This window comes from Streptomyces malaysiense (assembly GCF_000980885.2).
GTDB classification, from domain to species: Bacteria; Actinomycetota; Actinomycetes; order Streptomycetales; family Streptomycetaceae; genus Streptomyces; species Streptomyces malaysiense.
In genome coordinates, this window is sequence record NZ_LBDA02000196.1 from 1 (window position 1) to 1,145 (window position 1,145).

The following is a 1,145-nucleotide window of genomic DNA, read 5'->3' on the forward strand; positions in this document are numbered from 1 at the left end:
CTCACCGCCTACTACGCCCTCCACGACCTCGCCCACCTCACCCCCGGCGAAACCCTCCTCATCCACACCGCCACCGGCGGCGTCGGCATGGCCGCCACCCAACTCGCCCACCACATCGGCGCCACCCTCTACGCCACCGCCAGCCCCACCAAACACCCCACCCTCCACACCATGGGCATCCCCCCCACCCACACCGCCAACTCCCGCACCCTCGACTTCGAAACCACCTTCCGCACCACCCTCCAACAAACCGACCACCAAGGCATCGACGTCATCCTCAACTCCCTCGCAGGCGAACACACCGACGCCTCCCTACGCCTCCTCCACCCCCACGGCCGCTTCATCGAAATGGGCAAAACCGACATCCGCCAACCCCACGACATCCACACCACCCACCCCCACATCACCTACCGCCCCTTCGACCTCATGGACCCCGGCCCCGACCGACTCCAAGAAATCCTCCAAACCCTCCACACCCTCTTCGAAACCGGCGTCCTCCAACCGCTCCCCGTCACCACCTGGGACATCCGCCACGCCCCCGACGCCTTCCGCCACCTCAGCCAAGCCCGCCACACCGGCAAGATCGCCCTCACCCTCCCCCAACCCCTCAACCCCGACGGCACCATCCTCATCACCGGCGGCACCGGCACCCTCGGCACCCTCACCGCACGCCACCTCGCCACCACCCACCAAGCCCGCCACCTCCTCCTCGCCAGCCGCACCGGACCACAAGCCCCCGGCGCCCACGAACTAAAGGCCGAACTCACCGCACACGGCGCCCACGTCACCATCACCACCTGCGACATCAGCGACCCCCAAGCAGTACACGACCTCATCGCCGGCATCCCCGCAGAACACCCCCTCACCGCCGTCATCCACACCGCAGGCACCCTCCACGACACCGTCCTCACCTCACTCACCCCCGAACACATCGACACCGTCCTACGCCCCAAAGCAGACGCAGCCTGGCACCTCCACCAAGCAACCAAACACCTCGACCTCACCGCCTTCGTCCTCTACTCCTCCGCCGCCGGCACCCTCGGCAACCCCGGCCAAGCCGCCTACGCCGCCGCCAACACCTACCTCGACGCCCTCGCCACCCACCGCCACAACCAAGGCCTCCCCGCCACCTCACTCGCCTGGGG

Annotated in this window: 1 protein-coding gene; it reads left to right on the forward strand. The window is 68.2% G+C overall.

All coding sequences use genetic code 11. The features are described from left to right. On the forward strand, positions 1-1,145 hold a 1,145-nt coding region (locus VT52_RS34880), incomplete at both ends, for an MDR/SDR family oxidoreductase (protein ID WP_143070993.1).